This window comes from Rhizobium sp. JAB6, assembly GCF_003024605.1.
Lineage (GTDB): Bacteria > Pseudomonadota > Alphaproteobacteria > Rhizobiales > Rhizobiaceae > Rhizobium.
On record NZ_PYJQ01000005.1, the window covers coordinates 198,099 to 219,553 of the forward strand.

Annotated in this window: 25 protein-coding genes; 10 read left to right on the plus strand and 15 right to left on the minus strand. The window is 60.6% G+C overall.

Annotation, left to right across the window (positions count from 1 at the left end; all coding sequences use genetic code 11):
- Nucleotides 1–74: 74 nt before the first annotated feature.
- From lepB to recO, 6 genes are all read left to right on the plus strand, one after another.
- Complete coding sequence (gene lepB / locus C7U61_RS06780; protein WP_106997389.1) at nt 75–821, plus strand: signal peptidase I; 747 nt, start codon at nt 75–77, stop codon at nt 819–821.
- The gene (gene rnc, locus C7U61_RS06785; protein ID WP_106997390.1) at nt 818–1,537 is read left to right on the plus strand and encodes a ribonuclease III; all 720 of its coding nucleotides are present in this window, start codon (nt 818–820) and stop codon (nt 1,535–1,537) included. Before lepB ends, rnc begins: the two co-directional genes overlap by 4 nt.
- A gap of 22 nt (nt 1,538–1,559) precedes the next feature.
- Nucleotides 1,560–2,504, plus strand: coding sequence for a GTPase Era (gene era, locus C7U61_RS06790; RefSeq protein ID WP_106997696.1), 945 nt, complete (start codon nt 1,560–1,562; stop codon nt 2,502–2,504).
- A gap of 85 nt (nt 2,505–2,589) precedes the next feature.
- Complete coding sequence (locus tag C7U61_RS06795; protein WP_106997391.1) at nt 2,590–3,345, plus strand: Crp/Fnr family transcriptional regulator; 756 nt, start codon at nt 2,590–2,592, stop codon at nt 3,343–3,345.
- A 191-nt stretch (nt 3,346–3,536) separates the two neighbouring features.
- The gene (locus C7U61_RS06800) at nt 3,537–4,046 is read left to right on the plus strand and encodes a response regulator (RefSeq protein WP_245410762.1); all 510 of its coding nucleotides are present in this window, start codon (nt 3,537–3,539) and stop codon (nt 4,044–4,046) included.
- Between the two features lie 58 nt (nt 4,047–4,104).
- Nucleotides 4,105–4,884 carry a DNA repair protein RecO gene (gene recO, locus C7U61_RS06805; RefSeq protein ID WP_106997393.1) on the plus strand — a complete coding sequence of 260 codons (780 nt, stop codon included), beginning with the start codon at nt 4,105–4,107 and terminating at the stop codon, nt 4,882–4,884.
- Between the two features lie 27 nt (nt 4,885–4,911).
- Here the strand turns inward: recO and C7U61_RS06810 are convergent, their stop codons facing one another.
- The 3 genes from C7U61_RS06810 to C7U61_RS06820 form a co-directional block, all read right to left on the minus strand.
- Complete coding sequence (locus C7U61_RS06810; RefSeq protein WP_106997394.1) at nt 4,912–5,760, minus strand: MOSC domain-containing protein; 849 nt, start codon at nt 5,758–5,760, stop codon at nt 4,912–4,914.
- Nucleotides 5,761–5,769: 9 nt separating this feature from the next.
- Nucleotides 5,770–6,408 (minus strand): HD domain-containing protein, encoded by a 639-nt coding sequence (locus C7U61_RS06815; RefSeq protein ID WP_106997697.1) that lies wholly within the window; start codon nt 6,406–6,408, stop codon nt 5,770–5,772.
- Nucleotides 6,409–6,493: 85 nt separating this feature from the next.
- A complete protein-coding gene (locus C7U61_RS06820; protein WP_245410763.1) occupies nt 6,494–9,238 on the minus strand; it encodes a DUF2339 domain-containing protein in 2,745 nt (914 codons plus the stop codon).
- Nucleotides 9,239–9,529: 291 nt separating this feature from the next.
- Here C7U61_RS06820 and C7U61_RS06825 point away from each other — a divergent pair, with 291 nt between their 5' ends.
- Both C7U61_RS06825 and C7U61_RS06830 read left to right on the plus strand, forming a co-directional pair.
- Nucleotides 9,530–9,868: a hypothetical protein gene (locus C7U61_RS06825; protein ID WP_106997396.1), complete on the plus strand. Its 339-nt coding sequence runs from the start codon at nt 9,530–9,532 to the stop codon at nt 9,866–9,868.
- Nucleotides 9,869–10,016: 148 nt separating this feature from the next.
- Nucleotides 10,017–10,529 carry a superoxide dismutase family protein gene (locus tag C7U61_RS06830; RefSeq protein ID WP_106997397.1) on the plus strand — a complete coding sequence of 171 codons (513 nt, stop codon included), beginning with the start codon at nt 10,017–10,019 and terminating at the stop codon, nt 10,527–10,529.
- A gap of 116 nt (nt 10,530–10,645) precedes the next feature.
- Here C7U61_RS06830 and C7U61_RS06835 read toward each other — a convergent pair whose 3' ends face one another.
- From C7U61_RS06835 to C7U61_RS06865, 7 genes are all read right to left on the minus strand, one after another.
- Nucleotides 10,646–11,164 (minus strand): tyrosine phosphatase family protein, encoded by a 519-nt coding sequence (locus C7U61_RS06835; protein ID WP_106997398.1) that lies wholly within the window; start codon nt 11,162–11,164, stop codon nt 10,646–10,648.
- On the minus strand, nt 11,161–11,778 hold the full coding sequence (locus C7U61_RS06840; RefSeq protein WP_106997399.1) for an HD family hydrolase: 618 nt from the start codon (nt 11,776–11,778) through the stop codon (nt 11,161–11,163). Before C7U61_RS06840 ends, C7U61_RS06835 begins: the two co-directional genes overlap by 4 nt.
- Nucleotides 11,775–12,614, minus strand: a complete 840-nt coding sequence (locus C7U61_RS06845) for a folate-binding protein YgfZ (protein ID WP_106997400.1) — start codon at nt 12,612–12,614, stop codon at nt 11,775–11,777. Before C7U61_RS06845 ends, C7U61_RS06840 begins: the two co-directional genes overlap by 4 nt.
- Nucleotides 12,615–12,790: 176 nt before the next feature.
- A complete protein-coding gene (locus C7U61_RS06850) occupies nt 12,791–13,549 on the minus strand; it encodes a hypothetical protein (RefSeq protein WP_106997401.1) in 759 nt (252 codons plus the stop codon).
- A 16-nt stretch (nt 13,550–13,565) separates the two neighbouring features.
- A complete protein-coding gene (locus C7U61_RS06855) occupies nt 13,566–13,823 on the minus strand; it encodes a hypothetical protein (protein ID WP_015339315.1) in 258 nt (85 codons plus the stop codon).
- Nucleotides 13,824–13,927: 104 nt separating this feature from the next.
- The gene (locus C7U61_RS06860; RefSeq protein WP_181315812.1) at nt 13,928–14,362 is read right to left on the minus strand and encodes a TIGR02301 family protein; all 435 of its coding nucleotides are present in this window, start codon (nt 14,360–14,362) and stop codon (nt 13,928–13,930) included.
- Nucleotides 14,363–14,456: 94 nt separating this feature from the next.
- Nucleotides 14,457–14,876, minus strand: a complete 420-nt coding sequence (locus C7U61_RS06865; protein ID WP_106997403.1) for an NUDIX domain-containing protein — start codon at nt 14,874–14,876, stop codon at nt 14,457–14,459.
- A 161-nt stretch (nt 14,877–15,037) separates the two neighbouring features.
- Between C7U61_RS06865 and C7U61_RS06870 the strand changes: the two genes are divergently transcribed.
- On the plus strand, nt 15,038–15,358 hold the full coding sequence (locus C7U61_RS06870; RefSeq protein WP_106997404.1) for a YnfA family protein: 321 nt from the start codon (nt 15,038–15,040) through the stop codon (nt 15,356–15,358).
- Nucleotides 15,359–15,401: 43 nt separating this feature from the next.
- Nucleotides 15,402–16,166: an SOS response-associated peptidase gene (locus C7U61_RS06875; RefSeq protein WP_106997405.1), complete on the plus strand. Its 765-nt coding sequence runs from the start codon at nt 15,402–15,404 to the stop codon at nt 16,164–16,166.
- 75 nt (nt 16,167–16,241) lie between these two features.
- On the opposite strand, the gene C7U61_RS19490 is transcribed toward C7U61_RS06875, so the two are convergent.
- The 5 genes from C7U61_RS19490 to C7U61_RS06895 form a co-directional block, all read right to left on the minus strand.
- On the minus strand, nt 16,242–16,382 hold the full coding sequence (locus C7U61_RS19490) for a hypothetical protein (RefSeq protein WP_015339320.1): 141 nt from the start codon (nt 16,380–16,382) through the stop codon (nt 16,242–16,244).
- A gap of 323 nt (nt 16,383–16,705) precedes the next feature.
- Nucleotides 16,706–17,566, minus strand: a complete 861-nt coding sequence (pssA, locus tag C7U61_RS06880) for a CDP-diacylglycerol--serine O-phosphatidyltransferase (protein ID WP_106997406.1) — start codon at nt 17,564–17,566, stop codon at nt 16,706–16,708.
- A 20-nt stretch (nt 17,567–17,586) separates the two neighbouring features.
- Entirely contained in the window at nt 17,587–18,285 is a 699-nt protein-coding gene (locus tag C7U61_RS06885) for a phosphatidylserine decarboxylase (RefSeq protein WP_106997407.1), read from the minus strand.
- 302 nt (nt 18,286–18,587) lie between these two features.
- Nucleotides 18,588–19,286: a phosphatase PAP2 family protein gene (locus tag C7U61_RS06890; protein WP_106997408.1), complete on the minus strand. Its 699-nt coding sequence runs from the start codon at nt 19,284–19,286 to the stop codon at nt 18,588–18,590.
- 136 nt (nt 19,287–19,422) lie between these two features.
- Nucleotides 19,423–21,309, minus strand: a complete 1,887-nt coding sequence (locus tag C7U61_RS06895) for an ABC transporter ATP-binding protein/permease (RefSeq protein ID WP_106997409.1) — start codon at nt 21,307–21,309, stop codon at nt 19,423–19,425.
- Between the last annotated feature and the right edge of the window lie 146 nt (nt 21,310–21,455).

Genomic DNA, 21,455 nt, shown 5'->3' on the forward strand with positions numbered 1-21,455 from the left:
GCGATGATGTGAAGCGAGTAGACAGTGCCTGAATACAAGTGCGCCGGTGGGGTGCGAAAAAGGAACAAGACTGCGTGTCCGAGAAAGCCGTAAAACAGCAGAACGCCCTGTGGGAGAACATCAAGGTCATCGTTCAGGCGCTGGTCCTGGCCATGATTATCCGCACGGTTCTCTTTCAGCCATTCACCATTCCGTCCGGCTCGATGATGCCGACGCTTCTTGTCGGAGACTATATCTTCGTCAACAAGTTCGCCTACGGCTACTCGAAGTACTCGCTGCCGTTCTCACCCGATCTGTTCAGCGGCCGCATTTTCGGCAGTGAACCGAAGCGTGGCGATGTCGTGGTCTTCCGCTTCCCGCCGAATCCGGACGTCGACTACATCAAGCGCGTGATCGGCCTGCCGGGCGACCGCATCCAGGTCAAGAGCGACATTCTCTATATCAACGGTCAGGCCGTTCCGCGCGAGCCGCATGGCACCTTCTCTTCGGACTACAGCCAGGAGCCGGGCGACCACATCGCCGTCTACAGCGAGCGCCTGCCGGATACTGGCAAGGTCTACGACACGCTGGATCTTTCGCCGAATTCGCGTGGCGACAACACCCAGGAATATGTCGTTCCGCCGGGCCATTACTTCATGATGGGCGACAATCGCGACAATTCCGACGACAGCCGTTTCGATGTCGGCTATGTCCCTGCCGAGAACCTAATCGGCCGTGCCAGCGTCATCTTCTTCTCTCTGGGTCACGACACCTCGTTCCGTGAAATCTGGAAATGGCCCACCAATATGCGTTGGGACCGTATCTTCAAGGTTGTCGAATGACGAAGGCGCAGGCGCTCTCCCAGGCGGATCGTGCCAGGCTTGAAGTCGTTATAGGCCATGAATTCGCCGAAAAGGAGCGTCTCGACCGTGCGCTGACCCATGCCAGCGCGCGGACGCACAAGACGGGCAACTACGAGCGGCTGGAATTTCTCGGCGACCGTGTTCTCGGCCTTTGTATCGCGGAATTGCTGTTCAAGACCTTCGGTGCGGCGACGGAAGGCGAGCTTTCGGTTCGCCTCAACCAGTTGGTCAGTGCCGAGACCTGCGCCGAGGTTGCCGACGAGATGGAGTTGCATCTCTATATCCGCACCGGCGCCGACGTGAAGAAGCTGACGGGCAAGCGTATGCTCAACGTGCGCGCCGATGTCGTCGAGAGCCTAATTGCCGCGCTCTATCTGGATGGCGGCCTCGAGGTCGCCCGCGCCTTCATCCTGCGTTTCTGGGAGCGCCGCGCTATTCGGCCGGAAGGCGCAAGGCGCGATGCCAAGACGGAGTTGCAGGAGTGGGCGCATGCGAAATTCGGCGTCACCCCGGTCTACAGGGTTGATGATCGCAGTGGACCGGATCATGATCCACGCTTTACGGTGACCGTGGAAGTCAAGGGAACGGCGCCCGAAACGGGAATAGAACGCTCCAAGCGTGCGGCCGAACAGATGGCGGCGACGCGGATCCTGGAGCGCGAAGGTGTATGGCAGCCTCAACTGACTGAGAACTGACTGCCGGAGAATGACGGAAAAAATGACCAATCAGCAGGACACGCCCGCCGACGACGGCGCGGTTGAACATATCGGCCCGACGCATTCGGGTTTCGTTGCTCTTATCGGGCCCACCAATGCCGGTAAGTCGACGCTCGTCAACCGGCTCGTCGGCGCAAAGGTCTCGATCGTCAGCCATAAGGTTCAGACGACTCGCGCCATCGTGCGCGGCATCGCCATTCACAACAATGCGCAGATCGTCTTCATGGACACGCCCGGCATCTTCAAGCCGCGCCGCCGTCTTGATCGTGCCATGGTGACGTCCGCCTGGGGCGGCGCCAAGGACGCCGATCTCATCATGCTGCTGATCGATAGCGAGCGTGGTCTGCGCGGCGATGCCGAGGCGATCCTGGAAGGGCTGAAGGATGTTTCCCAGCCGAAGATTCTGGTGTTGAACAAGATCGACCGCGTTCGCCGCGAGGACCTGCTGGCGCTTGCTGCTGCAGCCAACGAGAAGATTGCCTTTGAGCAGACCTTCATGATCTCGGCGGAAAACGGCTCCGGCTGCGACGACGTCATGGATTATCTGGCAAAGACCCTGCCGGAAGGTCCCTGGTATTATCCGGAAGATCAGATTTCCGATCTGCCGATGCGTCAGCTCGCCGCCGAAATCACCCGCGAAAAGCTGTTTCTGCGCCTGCATCAGGAGCTTCCCTATTCCTCGCATGTCGAGACGGAAAAGTGGGAAGAGCGCAAGGACGGCTCCGTGCGCATCGAACAAGTGATCTACGTCGAGCGCGAAAGCCAGAAGAAGATCGCTCTCGGCAAGGGCGGCGAGACGATCAAGGCGATCTCTACCGCATCCCGCAAGGAGCTTTCCGAAATCCTGGAACAGCCCGTGCACCTCTTCCTCTTCATCAAGGTCCGTGAAAACTGGGGGGATGACCCCGAGCGCTTCCGGGAAATGGGGCTCGACTTCCCGCATTGACGAAAGTTTGCGTTCCTCGAACGCTTAATATTACAGTGGCTTATTGGGCGCATTCTGTTTACCACTGTAATTTGAGGGGTGTTTCATGGCGAAGGCAGCAGCGATGGTGCATGGGCGGCGCACGCCCTGCGAGCAATGTCCGCTGAGATCGCTGCCGCATTTCCGAGAATTCGAGCGTGACGAACTGAATTTCATCAGCGGCTTCAAGAAGGGGGAGCTTCTTGTCGATGCCGGCGCCACGATCTTCCTCGAAGGCGCGCATAGCGCTCACCTTTTCACCATCCTCTCCGGCTGGGGATTTCGGTACAAGACGCTGGAGGATGGCCGCCGCCAGATCCTGAACTACGTGATGCCCGGCGATCTTATCGGATTGCAGGGATCGATCATGGGCGAGATGCAGCATTCGACGGAAGCGCTCTCGCCGATATCGCTCTGTGTTTTCGAGCGCACGGAGCTGATGACGCTCTACAATTCTCATGCCTCGCTGGCCTATGATCTGACCTGGATCGCATCGCGCGAGGAGCGGATCCTCGATGAGCATCTTCTGAGCATCGGTCGACGCTCCGCGGTCGAGCGGGCAGCCTATCTCATTGCCTATCTGCATCAGCGCGCCAGCACCCTCCGCCTTTTCAATGGCAGCAAGGTCATCCCCATCACGCAGCAGCATGTCGCCGATACGCTCGGCCTATCGGTCGTCCATACCAATAAGACTTTGAAAAAACTGGCATCTCGTGGCTTGCTCCTTTGGCAGGAACGAGGTTGCGAGGTTCTGGATGGCGATGGGCTTGCAAAGCTTGCCGGCTGGGACGGTTTTGATTCGGGCAAGCGTCCCTTCATCTGAGCGCGGCTTTCGAGCAAACGGCATGTCTTTTTTAAATGCTGGCAATAACTGTATCAGCATAGATTATTGTTATCGTCACTTTTCTACCAGTTTCACCTTTTACTAACCCCGGCTGGAAAAGCGATTGGAGCATGGTGACGAGCCCATAGTACCGCAGTGCAAAAAGTGCGAAGCGGATTGGAGGCAAAGTCATGTCACAAGAGACTGAGCCAAGACGGATGGAACAAACCATCCATTCAATACGGGCCGATGATTGGCGCCGGAGGGATCGATGCGGGACTTTTTACGGGCGGCGCCAGCTGGCGTATACGTGCAGGGATGGCGCTGATATGACGTTTCAGCGCGTGCTTATACTGGAAGACAATCTCATTATTGCAATGGAGACCGAGGAAATCCTTCGTCTAGTAGGTATCCAGCAGATTGAGATTGCTTCGAATCTGGAACAGGCGGTCAACGCGATCCATTCCGAACATTATGATTTTGCGATGCTGGACGTGAATCTCGGGGAGTCGACGAGTTTCGGCTTTGCCAGATTGTTGATGGAACGCGGCATTCCCTTCGGCTTCGTCAGCGGTTATTCCGATACGCTCGATTTTCCTGCCGATCTGCGGCATGTGCCGCTTTTGAACAAGCCCTTCGACGAGCAAGCCATGCGTTTCTTTGTCGAGGCGCTGGCCGGCGGCTCCCCTCGTGCCATGTGACAGCCGCAGCGGTTTGTCCTAAACTCGAATCGCAGAAATCTTTCGGGGCAGCCGGCCGATGCAATGGCAGGACCATGCGATCATTCTGGGTGTCAAACGTCTCGGCGAGACCAGCGTCGTCGCCGAGGTGATGACGCGTGGCCGTGGTCGCCATATGGGGCTGGTACGGTCCGGCCGCTCGCGCGCCATGCAGCCGGTGCTGCAGGCCGGCAATCTCGTCGAGGTCACCTGGCGCGCCAGGCTGCACGAACATCTCGGCGAATTTCGTATGGAGCCGGTGACCCTCAGGGCCGCGCGTTTGATGGAAACCGCGACTGCCGTCTATGGCGTGCAGGCAATGGCTGCATTGCTGCGGCTCTTGCCGGAGCGCGATCCGCATCCGCATCTCTATGACGCGCTCGATGTCATTCTGGAAAACCTGCAGAACCCCGCCGATGCCGGCGAACTCTTCGTGCGCTTCGAACTTGCCGTGCTGAACGATCTCGGCTTCGGCCTCGATTTGACGGAATGCGCGGCAACCGGCGTGCGTGAAGATCTGGCTTTCGTTTCGCCGAAATCCGGGCGTGCCGTTTGCCGGGCGGCCGGCATGCCCTGGGCAGACAAGATGCTGGCGTTGCCGCCGTTTCTGACGACCGGAGCCATGATCGCCGCGGATCGGGAGAGCCTTTCCGCCGCCTTCCGGCTAACCGGCTTCTTCCTGCATCGCCACGTCTACGAGCCGCGCGGCATAGAGATCGCCGCGGCACGCGATGGCTTCATGCAGGCAGCCTTGAAGGCGGTTGCCGTCGCGTCGCCTCATGATGGCATGGTATCGCCGAGCCTTGTCGCCAAAGGCTGAGCAGAATGGCATGCAAATGGCGTGTTTCTAGCGCCGCTTGAAGGCCCAGCCTTCAGGCCGTTCATCAAGCACCGTTACCGTATCGCCGATCTTCACCGTGCCTTCGCCGCGCGGTACGGCATTCCAGCCGAAGAGCGGGCCGGGCACCCGCCGGTCGGCCGACATGCGGATGCGGCCCATGGCTGGCATGGGATTGGGTACATCGCGCGAGCCGGTCCGCTGGTCTTGCGTCGTCATGATGCAGCGTGAGCAGGGCTTGACGAGGTCGAGGCGGATGCCGCCGATCTCGATCGCCGCCCAGCGATCCTCCGGCCATTCCTCGTCGATGTCGATGACGATATTCGGGCGGAAGCGCTCCATGCCGACGGTGCCTTCGCCATGAGCGGCAAGATCGGCGTTGAGCGCCTTCAGCGAGCCGGTGGTGGTGACCAGAATCTGATAGCCATCGGCAAAGGTGACGGGCGTATCCTCGCCCGCCCATTCCGGATTGGCGATACGCTTGGCCAGCCTGTCGAAGAAGACCAGCTTGACCTCGCGGCCCATCCATGCCGACAGCGCCTTGTTGGTGTCCTCATCCGCGACGGAGGCGTTGACGGCTGATTTCCAGACGACGATGTCCATGCGGTTGTCAGGATGGGGTGGCGGCACGATGATGTCCGGCTTGCCCTCCATCTTCAGGCGCAGATAAGAAGGAGCCGGCTGGATGTCGATCCGGGCCAATGCCTGCAATTCGCGCTGGGTGATGAAGTTGCCCGAGGGATCGACCAGCATGGCGCGGCGATCGCCGGCGAAGCCGAAAGCATCGACGGCTGCCGACGGAATGGCGATGCCGCGCGCGCTCTTGAGGGGATAGATGAAAAGATCGCTGACGCGCATGGATAACCCTCAGATTTCGTCGATGAACATTGCCAGCACGGTCTTCAGCCTGTCATGCCGTGCTCCGGCAAGCTTGGCGCCGGTCTCGGTCTGGAAGCCGTCCGCCAGTTTGAACAGCTTTGTCTCGAAATGATCAATGGCGAAGCGCTTGTCGTCAAGCGGTCGTTCGCTCGCCAGCGGATCGAAGGGGTCGTATAAGCCAGAACCCAGGCGCCCGGCAATGTAGAAACAGCGCGCAGCGCCCACCATGCCGATGGCATCCAGCCGGTCGGCATCCTGCAGGATGTTCGCTTCCAACGTTTCCGGCGGCAGATTGGCGGAGAAACTATGCGTGGTGATCGCATGCGCGGCAGCGGCGATATCGTCGTCCGTCCAGCCGAGTTGCCGCAGAATGCCCGAAGCCTTCTCGGCAGCGAGCCGCGAGGCCTGCGCGCGATGCGGCGAATTCTTTTCCACGGCAACACAATCGTGCAGCAGTACGGCGGCGGCGAGAATCCGCGCATTGCCGCCTTCCTCGGCCTGGATTGCCATAGCATTGCGGAAGACGCGGAGAATGTGGGCGATATCGTGCGAACCGTCGTCGCCGTCCGCGGCGTGGGGAATGAGATCCGCAGCCAGCGCTTCGAAGGGTGCGAAGGCTCGCGCCATCTTGTCGGTATCCATTGTCACATTTGCTCCGGAATGGTCAGTCGGCAGGTTTCATTGTCCTATCGGGTCAATGTATCAACCGCAATCACCCCGTCGCTTTCCTGGCTGTCAGGATTTTCTGGTAGAACAGGCCGATACCGATCAGCACGGCGCCGAGACCGATGAAGGACAATGCCCGCAGGAAGCCTTCAAGGTTCGCCATGTCGATCAGGAAGGCCTTGACGATGGCGATGAAGACAAGCACCGCCGAGGCGATGCGCAGGCTCCGTGCCTCGAAGCGGGCACCGAGCCCGAGAAGCGCGATGCCGATCAGCAGCCAGACGACGGAATAGGAATAGAGCTCGCCCTGGATGAAGCCGTTCCAGAAGGGAATGTACTCGCCCTGCCAGAAGCGCCGCACCGACAAGGTTGCCCATGCGAAGGCCATCACGGCCGCCGCGACAGCCAGCATTGCGACATAGGGTGGGGGACGCCGGCTGCGGGCAAAGAGCGCCAATCCGCCATAGGCGGCGGCAGGCAGAAGATAGGCGAGCAGCAGCAGGTTGAAGAAGGGGATATGGCCCGTGCTCTCGCCCGTCATGAATGGATTCAGCCCAATCAGATGCAGGGTCAGGATCATGAAGACCGAAATGGCGCCGAGCGCCATGGCGCCGTAACGGAAGACAGGGCTTGCGGCGCTGAGATCGAGCGCCATCAGCGTTGCGGAAGCACCGATTGCCAGCAGCGTGTAGATCGACTGCTCGCCGAGTGTGGGAGCCGCATCGTTCAGAACGCCGCCATTCGTGGCATGGCGCACGAGGATGGCGATTGTTAGCAGCACGAGAAAGCAGGCGAGCGCCTGCAAGGCATTGCGTAGCCGCAGGCTCGGCGAATGACGCGTGATGAACGCCGCAAGAACGGCGAGACCCGCAGGAATGCCGTATCCGGCAAGCAGCATGTTGAAGACCGGCGTCGTACCGAGCTCTGAGGGGTCGACGATCGTCGGCTGCCAGGCGATGCGCCCCATGGCGATGACCAGCGCGGCAACCATGGTCCATGGCAGAACTGGCCAATTGCGCAGGCGTCCTGCCAAAAGGTAGGCGATGCCGACAGCGGGCAGCAGGATCGTCGCGATGGCATGATGCGCAAGCGTATGCAGGGCGAAGGCGGCTGCCGCAAAAGAGCCGGCCGCGAGGATGTTCGTCGGCAGATTCAAGGCTTCTCCGTCGCGGCGGTGCTGCCATTCTGCAAGCGCGATGAGAACTAGTGCCAGCCCGACGCCGTAGAGCCCATGCAGCCAGTCGAGCGTCCAGTTGCCGAAGTTAACGAAGCTGACCGTCGCGATCGCCAGCGGCGTGGCGGCCATGACAAGGCTCCAGAGAGCGGCATAGGGTTTCTCTGCTTTGGCAAAGCGCCTGAGGAAAAAGGCGCCGATCAGCACGAAGAGGGCGCCGAGGCCGAGCACCTCACAGAGCACGGTGTTCTGCAGGCTGGCGGTTCCATCCGTAGCCGTGGGTTCGGTCCCGGCGATCCAGTTGGTCAGAACGCCGGACGTGCCGACAACGGCGACGAGCGCAGACAGGATCGTTGCCCAGGCCGCATGCAGGCGGCCGGCCCCGAAGGCTGCAACCGCTGCGACGATCGCCGCAAACATGAATGTGGCGTCGACAATGGGATATCCATGTCGAAGGCTGTAATTGATGAGGCAGAGCGATACCGCGAGCGCGCCGATCGCGGCCGTCAGCGTCATGCCGAGCGGCTGCCGCGCGAGAAATGCTATCCATTCCGTGCCAGCGCTCACTTGCTTGGGCATGTCTCCGGGCAGCGCTGTTGCGGTGTCTTTGTTCGCCGCTTCGGAGATTGGATAGTGTCCCGGCCACAGGAAGATCGTGCCGCCGATCATGGCCAGCATGGAAAGTGTGACCGGCGCGAGATCGACGACCGGGCTGAAGGCGATGTAGAGCAGGGGCCAGAAGCTCAGCAGCCCGTTTGCGAGCGATGGCGCGATCAGCCAGCGACGCAGGCGTGACGCCAGCAGGGTCGCAAGCCAGGTCAGCACCAGATAGCCGAAGAGTACCGAGGGGCGTGGAGCGGTAGAAGCGATCAGGGCAGGGGTCACCATCGACGCCAGCAGGCCGAGGCCGGCAAGCGCCTGCCCATGCAGCAGCGATAGGCCGAGCGTGGCGAGTGAAATCAGCGCGAGAAGAATGAAGGCGGTCGTGGGGCCGATGAATTCGTAGATGGCATGCGCCGCATAGGTCGAGCCGAACAGGCCGACGACACCGGCCGCCGTCAAGACGCCAGGGATCATCGCATTCCGGAAGGCATTGTTCAGAACCGGCGCGGCCCGACGGCGGACCACTTCGCCTGCTGCAATCAGGGCGAGGCCGAAGAGTGCCGCGAGAGCCAGACGCACGCCGGGGCTGAGAAGGCCGCTCTCGATCGAATATTTGACCATGAAGATGCCGCCGAGTGCCAGCGCGATCCCGCCGACCCAGACGGCCCAGCGTGCGCCGATCGTGCTCTCCAGGCTCTCCTTCGCTTGAGCGGAGGCCTGTGCCGCAGAAGGAGCGGCCTCCTCCTCGGCCATATCCGCCGTCTCGCGTGCGACGAGGGCAGGGTCCCCGGTATTGGGCGCATCTGCGATCGCCACTTTCGGTTCGTCTTGGAGGGGCTGTTTGGCGGCGTAAGCCGCCGGAATCGATTCGCCCGCATCCGCTGCCGGTATCTTGCCCGCAAGAGCGTTTTGCAGCTCCTGAACGCGGGCCTCCAGCTGCTTTATCTTAAGGTTGTGGCCTCGCAATACCACGATACCGACAATCAGGATGACGAGCGGCAGCAATTCCATCATGTCTCTCCATGGGCAATCCGTCGCACCATATACGAAACTGCGCGCCGGGTAAGACCAGATCGCCGGATTCGCTTATGATTTCAGGAGATTATGCCGCGTCGTCTGACAAACCGTCGCTAAACAGATATTAGGAAATCTGGATTTACCGCTTGGGAACTATGGTTAATACTCATTAACAATTTGGCTTTACCGGGAGCGCGAAGCAGCTTAATAGCAGTTCCTAGTTTTAGCTCTGAATGTTTTGTGTACAAACGACGTCGCATGAGGCGGCTCCTACCTCAGGAGGTTTGTATGTCCCATGTCTCTTCCATATCCAACAGCTCCTATCCGTATCGTGGCACGCTCTCGCGCCTTGATTCGAATGGCGATGGTCTTTTGAGCGAAGGGGAACGCGCGGCGGCCGAGCGCCCCGGCATTCTCGAAGCCGACGATCCCGGTGCTGCCGCCGATGGTTCGAGCAGCGCATTGGGCAACCTTATCGCCAAGCTCATGCAATTGCCGAGTGCCGATGCTGCCTCGACGGCAAAGTCGCCGGAATCCAGTGTTGGCTACGATCTTGATCTGCTGTCGCCGATGGACGCCTACAACAGTACCTACGGCCAGTATGAGGCCAACGGCGCAGCGGCCTGACAAGCACTTCCCCGTATGAGAAGGCGGCCTGCCGAAGCACCGGCAAGCTGCCGCATCATTTTTGATGTCGTGCCTTTTTTTCATTCGCCGGAACAGTCATGCCTGCCGTGCGTTGGGCAATTGCCACGCAGAACAGGGAGGGTGTTCCATGAAGCGGCTGATGATCGTTGCAATTCTCGCTCTTGCTGCAGCCACGCCCGCCGCAGCGCAAACCCAAAGTCAAAATACCGCCACTGCGGATTTTATCGGTCTCGACGGCAAGCAGGCCGGGCGGGCAACACTGACTGAGGGCAAAAAGGGCGTGCTGATCGAGATGGAAGTGTCGGGCATGCCCGCCAATCGCTGGGTCGCCTTCCATATCCATGAAAATAGCCGGTGTGAGCATACGCACGGCTTCGAGTCCGCCGGCGGTCATTTCAATCCCACCAAGGCGGAACACGGCTTCCTCGCGGCGAACGGGCCGCATGCCGGCGATATGACCAACCAGTATGTCGATCAGGATGGCAAGCTGCGCGCGCAGGTCTTCAACGGCATGGTATCGCTGAACGGCAAGAACGGCATCCGCGGCCGCACGCTGATGATCCATGAAAATTCGGACGATTACCGCAGCCAGCCTGTGGGCGGTGCCGGCAAGCGTCTGGCATGTGCCGTCATTCGATAGGAAGCCGGCGAGCCAGAGAAGCGAGAGTAAATCCAGTCGCTGACGCGGCCGGTGCCCGGCTTGGCTGTTCTGCTGCGTTTGGTCCATCTGGCGATGATTGGATGACCGTCGGCGTGCTAGCTGGCCAAGGGCAGTGTGAAAGGCGCATTGCCGTCGGCATCCGCGCCGCGGCCGATCTCTTTGACGGCGGCCACCAGGCGCCCCTGGCGCCCGAGCAAATCGTCGCCGATGGCGACCAGCCGGGCGTTCGGCGTGACGAATGACGAGCTTGCTCGCAGGCGACGCACCAGCACTACATCGTCTTGCTCGGGATGAACGGCCAAAGCCACGATCAGCGCTGCCGCCGGCGAGCGGGAGACGCCCATCCAGCAATGGATGAGCAAAGGCGCGGTTCGATCCCAGCCGGTCGCAAAATCGATGATGGCACGAACATGTGCCTCCTGCGGGGCGACGAGATCGCCTGTCCCGGCAAAACTGATGTCGTTCATATGGAGCAGCAGATGCCGATCCGCCTGGATAACGGCGGGGCGGTGGAAGCTGTGATCCTTGGCCATCAGGCTGATCATTTCGCGCGTGCCGTGGCGAACGGCCATTTCGGCGATGCGTGCAAGCGGCGACACGACGATCCCGGTCACGCCCCAACCCTCATGGCAGCGCGCTCCGCCTCGATCGCTTCGAAGCGCTTGAGAAACAGCCGCTGCGCCTCGATCGCTGGCATAGGTTCGATCGGCAGCATCTCGCGCGTGATGTCGCGCGGCTGACCGAAGAACTTGCGTGCCTCGTCGGGCGTGAAGCCCGCAAGCAGCGTCGCCTCGAAATAGGCCGAGATCGTATCGGCTTTCTTGATCTTTTCCTTGAGCTTCGGTGCGCAATGCGGGGGCAGAGCGAAGCGCCGGTAGATCGCCGCCTCGAGCCGCTTCTCCACGGCCTTGTAATCGCCGCCGACGACGGACTTGAACGGCGAGATCATGTCGCCGATGACATATTCCGGCGCGTCATGCAGCAATGCTGCAAGCAGTTCGTCGGGCGCTGCCGGATTGAGATGGCGAAAGATCGCCTCTACCACAAGGCTATGCTGCGCCACCGAAAAGGCGTGGTCGCCGGAGGTCTGGCCGTTCCAGCGTGCGACACGAGCAAGACCGTGCGCAATATCGCTGATCTCGACATCGAGGGGCGATGGATCAAGCAGGTCGAGCCTGCGACCGGATAGCATGCGCTGCCAGGCGCGCGCGGCCGTCGCCGATGTCATGCCGACGCCTCATCGGCGCGGGTGGGAAAGGAGAGGCCGGACCATGTTGGAAGAGACACGGTGACGTCGACTTCGCCAGCCCTTATCGGCGCCTCTTCGGCAATGGCTTTGCCGGCCCTGTCGATGCGGACGATGGCAAGGCCCGCATTGCCGGCCGTCGACCCCAGCGCGCCGATCGGCTTGCTGCCGACGGTCAATTCCGTGCCGGAGGGGGGCAATTCGGAACTGCCGCTGACGATGACCACACGCCTGCGCGCCGTGCCGCGATGATGCATGCGGGAAACCACTTCCTGGCCGATATAGCAGCCTTTGCGAAAGCCGAGGCCGCCGTTCAGATCCATCAGCACATCGTGTGGGAAAGCATCCTGCAATGCGAAATCGCGGCCGGAAACGGCGATGCCGCTGGCGATCCGCAGCGTGTCATAAAGTGTCTCGGGATCGCTGCCGTGCTCGCCAGGTATACGTGTCAGCACAATGCCCGCTTTCGCGAAGCGGCTGTCCTTGGGCCCGTCCGCTGCGGCATCTCCCCATGCGGCCGTGACGCCCTGTATGTCCTCCGCGACGAAATCGACCTTGGCGCGGAGCCGATACATGGTGAGCCGCTTCAGCAGGGATTCTCGCTGCTCACTGTCGGTTTCGAGGATGAAGCCGGTGCCATCCCGCCAGATCATGAAGTCGAACAGGATCTTGCCTTGCGGTGTCAGCAATGCGCCGGGGCGAGCCGCATCGGCGCCAAGCGAGACGAGATCGGTGGTGATGAGATTGTGCAGAAACGCTTCCGCTTCCGCGCCGGCAATGCGGATGAAGGAGCGCTCTCTCAGAAATACGGCTGGCATGATGGTTCCGCTGATTTGGCCTAAAGCACGTCGCGATCTTTCAGATCGCTTCCTGCGCTTCAGGTCTCTGATCTTGCGCATGTCGTTGTCGCAAAACCGCTGCGCACTTTTGCGCGACATGCTTCATTACGCAGAGGTAGGGCCTTCGGCGGGGAACTGCAAGTTCCCCGGCCGGATCATTCGCCCGAGGTGAAGAATTTCCAGCGGCCGTCCGGCGTGATGCCGACACGGTAGAAATTATAGCCGCCGAATTCCAGCATGTCGGCATAGTCGCCGGCCGTCACGATGCGCATCAGATCGACCTTCTCCGGCGTGGAGAGCGTTTTGATGTCCTTTTCGGCGAAATAGGGCCAGACATAGACCTCGTCCGGGGTTCCCTGACCGACATGGGCAAAGCCAGTCGACATGATGTCGAGGAGAATGGACAGGATCTCGATGCCATCTGGATCGCCCGATAGGTCATGCAGCGTCTTGATCGGGTCTTCGCCGGGATCGTCGGCCGTGACCTGGGTCTGCTTCAGGCCGCCACCGATATTCATCAGCGGGCGCAGGCGCTCGAGATCGCCGGAAGCGGCAGCCTCCACGATCGCGGCGCGAAGCTTCTTCACCGGCTCGGGCGCCTTGTCGATATCGAAGAGGAACTCGACCGATTTGCCGGTGCTGGAAGCGCCACCGCTGCTCTGTGCGGCCTGCTTGTCGATCAAGGGATCGGGCGCCGGCAGCGCGTTGTTGGCGGGTGCTTCCAGTGCCTGCTCGATCGGCTTCTCGTTCTTCTGCTGTGTGGATTGTGTTGTATCTTTCGCCCGGAGGGCTGGCGGATTAAGCTGAGAAAAGGCGCCGGCCGGCAGCGGCAGGACCGTGCTGCCCAAAATCAGGGTTACGGCAGCGAGGGAGGCAATGGAACGGGAAAACGCATCGCCTGGAAAGATACGCATAAGCAATCTCTGATTGTTATTGCAGGGTGCGGTTCGGGGAGAATTCGCCCGCGAGCATGCGTTCGCGCAGCGATTCGAGCAAGGCTTCGGCACCCTGTTCCCCTTGAATCCGGATCGTCTCGCGAATCGCATGGGCAATGGCCGCGTCGGCGATGATTTCGGGCTCGATGCCGTCAGCCATACCGTCCGCCCAAGCTTCGTTCTGGTATTCCAGCGCTGCCTGCATCTTTTCATGAACGATCATGTCGTCGATTTCGTTCAGGCTGGCTTCCATTGTTTCTTTCCTCGAGACGTTCATGTCCTTACCACTTGCTTAATAACTTTATCAGCCTTTTCCCAAAACGACACGGCTCGCTATGAAAAGAGGTTAATAAATCGTTAATTTCCAAAGCGCGCGGTGATTTCTGTCGCCAGTGTTGCACCTTCGTTACGGTATCGCTCTTCCGCAAGGCGGGCCTGTGGCGTGCAATTCGTGTAAACCGACGCAAAGGACCGATACCCGCGGTTGAAGGCGGCAGTCAGCTTTTCTCTTCGTTTCGGCTCGCTCTTGGTTTCCGTGTCGAGCAATTGCTGCATGTCGCCCCGCCAGCCATCCTCACGTGTCGGACTGCAGAGATTGCGCAGATAGTCGATCGAGCCGAGGATTTCGGAAAGGCGGGACAGTTGTTGGTCGTAAGGTGCCGGCTGCTCCGCGTTCCCGCTATCCGGCCCCTGTGCCGACGGCGCGTTTGCTGCCGGCTGTGCTGCAACGGGAAAGGCTGCGGCAAGCGCGATGCAGATCAGAAGCGGTTGGCCAAGGCTGTTATGAATCATGTAACCATGTTGACCGGACAAGCATGACCGGAACAAGGCGCGGCAGGCGGTTTCCACGCCGATATTGCTCAGCATCGTTAATTTCGGGGCCGAGCTATGGGTTTGCTGCGGCAAGCCGTTCCACACATTCGAGCACGCTGGCCGGAACGGGTAGGGTGCGTACCTCCTCCACCGTATACCAGCCAAGGGCAGCCGCATCGTCGGCGGCTTCGGCGACTGCATCCTCATCGGCCTCCACAAGGAAGACCGAGAGCAGGAAGTGGCTCGTCAGAGTCCCGTCCGCCGCGTGGGAGCGCAGGTCGTAAGTCTCGAACAGCCGGGGATTGCGCGCGGATATGCCCGTCTCCTCCTTGAATTCGCGCAGCGCCGCGTCGGTCGGCGTCTCTCCGTCTTCGGCCCGCCCGCCCGGAAAGGCGTACATATCGGCAGACGGCGGATTGCTGCGCAACACCAGCAGGAAGCGGCCATTGCGTTCAAGAATGGCGGAGGAGGCAGGGCGAGGATTGGAGGTCATGGATTGCTTTATATTTGGACAGGAAGATCGATGCGCGATGGCGATGAGCCATCTGCGGCCATTTCTACAGGAAACGGCGCTTGCTGTCCCGCGGGAAAGCCTCTTAACTCGCTTCCGGCGGAACCGCGATTCTGAATGCGCCGATACAGGGACGATCGGGGATGATCTACGGGCTATATGCTTTGGCGGCTCTTGCTGAAATTGCAGGCTGCTTTGCCTTCTGGGCGTGGCTGCGTCTGTCGAAGCCCGTCTGGTGGCTGGCGCCTGGCCTGATATCGCTGGCACTCTTCGCCTGGCTGCTCGCATTGGTGCCGAGCGAGGCGGCCGGGCGCACTTTTGCCGCCTATGGCGGCGTCTATATCGTCGCCTCCATTCTCTGGCTCTGGCTCGCCGAAGGGCGGCCGCCGGATCGATGGGATATTTCCGGGGCGGCCGTCTGTCTTGCCGGCGCGGGGATCATTCTCTTCGGTCCGCGCGGCTGACCTTAGGCTTGACCCGATGCCTTGCGGGTGCAAAACAAGCCCCATGTGCGGACGTTTCGCTTTGATATCGACGGCAGACCAAGTGGGGGAGGCGCTCGGCGTCCTGCTGAACGAGGTTTTTCCCGCGCGCTATAATATCGCACCGACACAGCCGATCCTCGTCGTCATCTCGGGCGACAGGCAGCGGCCTGGCAGCAACCTGCCGGATCGCCGCGCCTTGCTCGTGCGCTGGGGCTTTATGCCCGATTGGGTAAAGGACCCCAAGGAATTCCCATTGCTGATCAATGCGCGAGCGGAAACGGCCATCGGCAAGGCATCCTTCCGCGCGGCTATGCGCCATCGCCGCATCCTCATCCCGGCGTCCGGCTTCTACGAATGGCATCGGCCGCCGAAGGAAAGCGGGGAGAAGCCGCAAGCCTACTGGATCCGGCCTCGCAGGGGCGGTGTCATCGCGTTTGCCGGGCTGATGGAAACCTGGTCGTCGGCCGACGGTTCTGAGGTCGATACGGGTGCGATCCTGACGACGGCGGCAAACAGCGCAATCCGATCCATCCACGACCGCATGCCCGTCGTCATCAAGCCGGAGGATTTTGCCCGCTGGCTCGATTGCAAGACCCAGGAACCCCGCGACGTGCTCGATCTGATGAAGCCGGTCCAGGAGGATTTTTTCGAGGCGATCCCGATTTCGGATCGCGTCAACAAAGTTGCCAATATGGGGCCGGATGTGCAGACGCCCATAGCACTCGATACGGTCAGGAAACCGCCGAAGAAGGCGGATCCGGAAGATGGTCAGCTAAGTCTTCTCTGAGCGGCCGCCATTCGGCGGCCAGTGACCGGAAATGTTGCCTGCCGGTGTCGGTCGGCGGCGGGCAAAACGATATTCTCAGGCGATCTTCTTCTTGAGCGGCTTCGTCTTCAGCATCAGGTGGGCTGCCAGAACGGCTTTCAGGCCCAGCGGACGATAATGCTTGCTGGGATCGATCTTTGCCTGCGGTTGTGCCGGCTGATCCTTCTTCTGCGTCATGTTTCACTCCTCACCATGCTCCCCCGGAGCATTTTTCGATTCACAGTCGAGTAGTGCTTTTTGTCGTAAATCATGACAAATCGAAGGCGTTTTCCAATCAGCTTTTGTAAACAACGACCATATTTCGAGAGATTAGCGCCCGAAACCTCGTGTGGAATCGGCACTGCCGCAATGTTCGACGCCGCGGAAATATCGTCCCGAGCCGCCTTGCGGTTGCTCTGATGAGCGATCGCCATGTCTCTGATTGATAAGGAAGACCTGCCGACTTGCGGTTGCAGCGCGGCAAAGCCGCCGGAGCGCTGTTGCGCGGCAATATGCGGGTTCTAGATATGCCGGCCTATGTCATCATTGGAATCATCGACATTGGGATCGGCGGGACCGTTGATGGTGTAGGTGCCGTATTTCTTCGCCCAGGAGCGTGCGCCGAAGGGCAGCGACAGCAAATAGATGACGACGGTCACGACCATGACATGCCACGTATAGCTCATCAGCAGCGCGACATAGACGACAAGGCCGAGCATGATCGGCAGAACCAGATCGCGCCTTACGCCGTTGCCTTCCGATTTACCGGACCAGACCGGCAGACGGCTGACTAGGAGAAAGCCGATGAGGACGGTGTAGGCCGCGCCCCACAAGGCGAAGGTGCGATCCGGCGTCAGCCCAAGAAAGCCCAGATAAACCGGCAGCAGCACCAGCATGGCGCCGGCGGGGGCCGGTACGCCGACGAAATATTCCGATTGCCATGAGGCCTTATGCTCGCGCTCGGCCATGACGTTGAAGCGGGCGAGCCGCAATCCGGCGGCGATCGTGTAGATCAGTGCAGCGATCCAGCCGAGCGAGCGGGCCTGATCGAGCAGGAAGACGTAGACGACGAGCGCCGGGGCAACGCCGAAGTTGACGATGTCGGCAAGCGAATCCATCTGCGCGCCGAATTTCGAGGTCGCCTTCATCAGCCGCGCGACGCGCCCGTCGATGCCGTCGAGGAAGGCGGCGACCAGCACGGCAACAACGGCCAGTTCGTAACGGTTTTCGAAAGCGAGGCGAATGCCTGTCAGGCCTGAGCAGATCGCCAGCACGGTGATCATGTTCGGCACCATCAGCCGCAACGGGATTTCGCGGAGGCGCGGTCCGCGCGCTTCGTCGTTAGGCCCATGCGGCTCGAATGGCGGAAAAGGCGTCTTCATCGCACTCGTGTTCCTATACTTCAGCTGCGGCGGCTGATGGTTGCACCCTTGGCCGAGCCGAATTCGGCAATGACGGTTTCCCCGGCGATCGCCCGCTGGCCGACGGCAACGCGCGGCGAAGCACCTTCCGGCAGGAAGATATCGAGACGCGAGCCGAAGCGGATGAGGCCGATGCGCTCGCCGGCGTCCAGCGGCTCGTTCGGATGGACGAAGCAAAGAATGCGGCGGGCAACGAGGCCGGCAATCTGCACGACGCCGATTTCGCCATGCTTCGTTTCGATCACCAGGCCGTTGCGCTCGTTCTGTTCGCTCGCCTTGTCGAGTTCGGCATTGAGGAAGCTGCCCTGGCGATAGGCGATGTTGGTGATGCGGCCGCGCATCGGCGAACGGTTCACATGGCAATCGAAGACGTTCATGAAGATCGAGATGCGCAGCATCGGCAGGCTGCCGAGGTTGAGCTCGGCCGGCGGCGTCACCATCTGCACGCTCGAAACCTTGCCGTCGGCCGGCGATATCGCCAGATCGTCATCCTGAGGCGTCATGCGTTCGGGATCGCGGAAGAAATAGGCGCACCACAGCGTCAGGATCAGACCGACCCAGAAGAGCGGCTTGAAGATCCAACCGAGCACCAGCGACGCGACGAAGAAACCTGCAACGAAGGGATAGCCCTCCTTGTGTATGGGAACGATGACATTGCGTACGCTGTTCATCAAGCTCATCTACGGTCTACTCCGTTAGGGCATTCCCACCTGGAACCGGGCTCCGGTCCCAGGCAAGATCATGCCAGTCAAAAGAATGAGAACAAGATAAGCGGTCTTGCTCTGATTACCTGTCGAGCGTGACTACAGGCAAACTCTGTCATGGGCAATGCTTCCGCACGCTCGTCCTCAACGCAATCCGCGTCGAGCACGATGCCAACGTTCCCCTGACTTGAAAAGTGTTGCCTGTGGAAACCCGTGAAGGACGCAATGACAGGCCGCCGATGACGGCGGCCTCCATGTTCTGCGTCGGCGATCGGAAATCAGAGGCCGAGAGCGGCGCGCAGTTCTGCCTTGGCGCCTTCGTACTCGGTCTTGTAGTCGTCATGCGTCATGATCGTCTGGGCAATGACGGTTCCTGCGATGCGGCCGGCTTCGATATCGGAAGCATAATGGATGCCGCCGACGACGCGGTTGTGGCCGTATTCCCAGGCCCGCGCCATGATGGCAGCGCGCTTTTCCGGCACCATGTTCGCGAGCACGATGCCCATCAACGTGCCGACGGTCGTGTGGCCGGACGGATAGGAGCCGGATTTGGAGAGCGGTACGATCGGCTTTACGAGATCGCTGTAGAGGTGCGGGCGCGGCCGCTTCCAGACATCCTTGGCCGGATCGACGACAGCGCCTTCGGTCTCCACGACGCGATCGAAGAAGGCCGAGAACTTCGGCAGGTTTTCCTTGGTGAATTTCGGACTGTCGATGACGTCGGAGAAGCGCCAGACATTCTCTTCGGCATCGGCCACGGCGCGAGCCGCCATTTCCGGCGTGCGGGTCACCTGGATCGTCAGGATTTCGCCGAGCTCCGCCTTCATCTGTGCGGAATCATTGGCGGGCGGCGGCGGCAGCAGATTGAGAAGGTTGATTTCCTTGGCATCGGCGAAAGGCTTGGCATCTTCGGCGAAAACCGGCGAGGCGAGGCCGACGACGAGCAACAGGCTTAAAGCTTTGGCAAAAGTACGCATTTTGGGGGCTCCGTTCAAAAAAGACCCTCGTACCTAGCAAGCTGTCATCTCAGTCTCGTGACAACAATCGGTGCATAACAGCAGCGCCCGCCATATCTGCCATGGTGTGCGGAATGCAGCGCTTCCGCGGGTTTTCTCACCTTGCCGGCGCCAGCCGGTCGATAACGCCCAGATCGTCGCTCTCACGCACTTGCTTCAGATGCTCCTCGGCCTGTGTCGCCTCGCGCTGGCGGTTCCACATGGAGGCGTAGAGCCCGTTCCGCGCCAGCAGATCGGCGTGAGTGCCGCGCTCCGCGATGACACCGCTTTTCAGCACGATGATCTCGTCGGCACCGATCACCGTCGACAGGCGGTGAGCAATGACGAGTGTCGTGCGGTTCTTGGAAACGACATCGAGAGCGGCCTGTATTTCGCGCTCGGTCGTCGTGTCGAGTGCCGAGGTCGCCTCGTCGAGGATCAGAACCGGCGGCGATTTGAGAACGGTGCGCGCAATCGCGACGCGCTGCTTCTCGCCGCCGGACAATTTGAGACCGCGTTCGCCGACCTTGGTTTCGAAGCCTTCGGGCAGGTTGCGGATGAACTCGCCGATCTGCGCGATCTCGGCGGCCGCCGTCACCTCCGCTTCGCTGGCACCCGGCCGGCCATAGCGGATGTTGTAGGCGATGGTGTCGTTGAAGAGCACGGTATCCTGCGGCACCATGCCGATGACCTTACGCAGGCTTTTCTGCGTGATGGTCCGCAGGTCCTGGCCGTCGATGGTGATCGTCCCACTCTGCACATCGTAGAAGCGATAGAGCAGGCGCGACAGCGTCGATTTTCCGGCGCCAGAAGGCCCGACCACGGCGACCGTCTTGCCGGCCGGTACTTCGAAAGAAATGCCCTTCAGGATCGGCCGGGCCGGATCATAGGCGAAATGCACGTCCTTGAAGGAGATGGCGCCATTGCCGATGACGAGCTCCTTGGCGTCAGGCGCATCGACCACTTCGGGCTTGACCTCGAGCAGATCGAACATCTCCTCGATATCGGTCAGCCCCTGGCGTATTTCGCGATAGACGAAACCGATGAAGTTCAGCGGCACGGAGAGCTGCAGCAGCATGGCGTTGATGAAGACGAAGTCGCCAACCGTGTGATGGCCGTTCAGAACCGACCAGCCGGACATCACCAACATCACTGTCGTACCAAGGCCAAAGATCAAGCCTTGGCCGAAGTTCAGCCAGCCAAGGGACGTCCAGACGCTGGTGGCCGCCTTTTCATACCGCTCCATCGACTGATCGAAGCGTTTGGCTTCCATCTCCTCATTGCCGAAATACTTGACCGTCTCGAAGTTCAGCAGCGAATCGATCGCCTTGGTATTGGCGTCGGTGTCGCTGTTGTTCATCGTCCGGCGGATGGAGATGCGCCAGTCGCTCGCCTTGACGGTGAACCAGATGTAGAGCCAGACCGTGGCAGCCGTCACGGCGAGGTAGGAAAAGCCGTAGCCGCGCCAGAAGATGATGGCCGTCAGCAGGAATTCGATGAAGGTCGGGATCGTGTTGAGGATCGTGAAACGGACGATCGTCTCTATACCCTTCGTGCCGCGCTCGATGATGCGCGAGAGGCCACCGGTCTTTCGCTCCAGATGGAAGCGCAGCGAGAGTTCGTGCATGTGCACGAAGGTCCTGTAGGCGAGCTGGCGCACCGCATGTTGGCCGACGCTCGCAAACAGCGCGTCGCGCAGCTGGTTGAGGCCGAGCTGGATCAGGCGCGTCGCGTTCGTGGCGATGATCAAAGCGATAGGGCCGACGAGGAAGGCAGGCAGAATGCCTTGCATGTCGAGCTTACCATTCAGCGCATCGACGGACCATTTGAAGAAATAGGGGACCAGCAGCAGGAAGAATTTCGAAACCAGCAGGAAGACGGACGCCCATACCACCCGCATCTTCAGATCCATGCGCCCGCTCGGCCACATATACGGCCAGAGATTGACGATTGTGTTCAACGGATTGCTGGAATCTGCCGATATGGTTTTCTTCTGGCCTGCCATGTCCGTCTCCGGCGAATGATTGGGCAGCCGGGTGTGGCAGCATTGCACAGCCGGCTGGCGAGCCTTCCGGCCAAGACGTGGCCATTGTTCGAAGGCGGTGGGGTCGGGCGACGCTTATACTATTTTCATGCCGTATAAAAGCAGCG

Coding starts and splice junctions, on each gene's coding strand:
- rnc (WP_106997390.1), top strand. CDS start 818: ATGACGAAGGCGCAGGCGCTCTCCCAGGCGGATCGTGCCAGGCTTGAA.
- era (WP_106997696.1), top strand. CDS start 1,560: ATGACCAATCAGCAGGACACGCCCGCCGACGACGGCGCGGTTGAACAT.
- C7U61_RS06795 (WP_106997391.1), top strand. CDS start 2,590: ATGGCGAAGGCAGCAGCGATGGTGCATGGGCGGCGCACGCCCTGCGAG.
- C7U61_RS06800 (WP_245410762.1), top strand. CDS start 3,537: ATGTCACAAGAGACTGAGCCAAGACGGATGGAACAAACCATCCATTCA.
- recO (WP_106997393.1), top strand. CDS start 4,105: ATGCAATGGCAGGACCATGCGATCATTCTGGGTGTCAAACGTCTCGGC.
- C7U61_RS06810 (WP_106997394.1), bottom strand. CDS start 5,760: ATGCGCGTCAGCGATCTTTTCATCTATCCCCTCAAGAGCGCGCGCGGC.
- C7U61_RS06815 (WP_106997697.1), bottom strand. CDS start 6,408: ATGGCGCGAGCCTTCGCACCCTTCGAAGCGCTGGCTGCGGATCTCATT.
- C7U61_RS06820 (WP_245410763.1), bottom strand. CDS start 9,238: ATGATGGAATTGCTGCCGCTCGTCATCCTGATTGTCGGTATCGTGGTA.
- C7U61_RS06825 (WP_106997396.1), top strand. CDS start 9,530: ATGTCCCATGTCTCTTCCATATCCAACAGCTCCTATCCGTATCGTGGC.
- C7U61_RS06830 (WP_106997397.1), top strand. CDS start 10,017: ATGAAGCGGCTGATGATCGTTGCAATTCTCGCTCTTGCTGCAGCCACG.
- C7U61_RS06840 (WP_106997399.1), bottom strand. CDS start 11,778: ATGACATCGGCGACGGCCGCGCGCGCCTGGCAGCGCATGCTATCCGGT.
- C7U61_RS06845 (WP_106997400.1), bottom strand. CDS start 12,614: ATGCCAGCCGTATTTCTGAGAGAGCGCTCCTTCATCCGCATTGCCGGC.
- C7U61_RS06850 (WP_106997401.1), bottom strand. CDS start 13,549: ATGCGTATCTTTCCAGGCGATGCGTTTTCCCGTTCCATTGCCTCCCTC.
- C7U61_RS06855 (WP_015339315.1), bottom strand. CDS start 13,823: ATGGAAGCCAGCCTGAACGAAATCGACGACATGATCGTTCATGAAAAG.
- C7U61_RS06860 (WP_181315812.1), bottom strand. CDS start 14,362: ATGATTCATAACAGCCTTGGCCAACCGCTTCTGATCTGCATCGCGCTT.
- C7U61_RS06865 (WP_106997403.1), bottom strand. CDS start 14,876: ATGACCTCCAATCCTCGCCCTGCCTCCTCCGCCATTCTTGAACGCAAT.
- C7U61_RS06870 (WP_106997404.1), top strand. CDS start 15,038: ATGATCTACGGGCTATATGCTTTGGCGGCTCTTGCTGAAATTGCAGGC.
- C7U61_RS06875 (WP_106997405.1), top strand. CDS start 15,402: ATGTGCGGACGTTTCGCTTTGATATCGACGGCAGACCAAGTGGGGGAG.
- C7U61_RS19490 (WP_015339320.1), bottom strand. CDS start 16,382: ATGACGCAGAAGAAGGATCAGCCGGCACAACCGCAGGCAAAGATCGAT.
- pssA (WP_106997406.1), bottom strand. CDS start 17,566: ATGAAGACGCCTTTTCCGCCATTCGAGCCGCATGGGCCTAACGACGAA.
- C7U61_RS06885 (WP_106997407.1), bottom strand. CDS start 18,285: ATGAGCTTGATGAACAGCGTACGCAATGTCATCGTTCCCATACACAAG.
- C7U61_RS06890 (WP_106997408.1), bottom strand. CDS start 19,286: ATGCGTACTTTTGCCAAAGCTTTAAGCCTGTTGCTCGTCGTCGGCCTC.
- C7U61_RS06895 (WP_106997409.1), bottom strand. CDS start 21,309: ATGGCAGGCCAGAAGAAAACCATATCGGCAGATTCCAGCAATCCGTTG.